This is a genomic window from Pedococcus sp. P1_H8 (assembly GCF_056405175.1).
Map to the genome: position 1 here is coordinate 1 of NZ_JBFUCP010000294.1, position 421 is coordinate 421.

Annotated in this window: 1 protein-coding gene; it reads left to right on the forward strand. The window is 71.3% G+C overall.

What is annotated here, in order from left to right; translation table 11 throughout:
* On the forward strand, nucleotides 1-421 hold a 421-nt coding region (locus tag AC1DYG_RS20080; protein WP_477641600.1), incomplete at both ends, for a PLP-dependent transferase.

Consider the following 421-nt stretch of genomic DNA (forward strand, 5'->3'; position numbering starts at 1 on the left):
GTGTGGTGTTCGCCGACCTCGGCGCGCCCGCCTTTGCGCTCAAGGCACGGGTGCAGTTGCTGCGCGACATGGGCCCGGCGGTGTCGCCGTTCAACGCGTTCCTGATCGGCCAGGGGCTCGAGACCCTGAGCCTGCGGATGGAGCGGCACGTGGCCAACGCGCAGCGGGTCGCCGAGTTCCTGCAGGACCGGCCGGAGGTCACCTCGGTCGCCTACGCCGGGCTGGCGTCCTCGCGCTGGCACGAGCGGGCACAGCAGCTCGCCCCGCGCGGCCCGGGCGCCATCGTGGCGTTCGAGCTGGCCGGCGGGATCGACGCGGGCAAGAAGTTCGTCGATGCCCTTTCCCTGCACAGCCACGTCGCTAACATCGGCGACGTGCGTTCCCTCGTCATCCACCCCGCATCCACCACCCACTCGCAGCT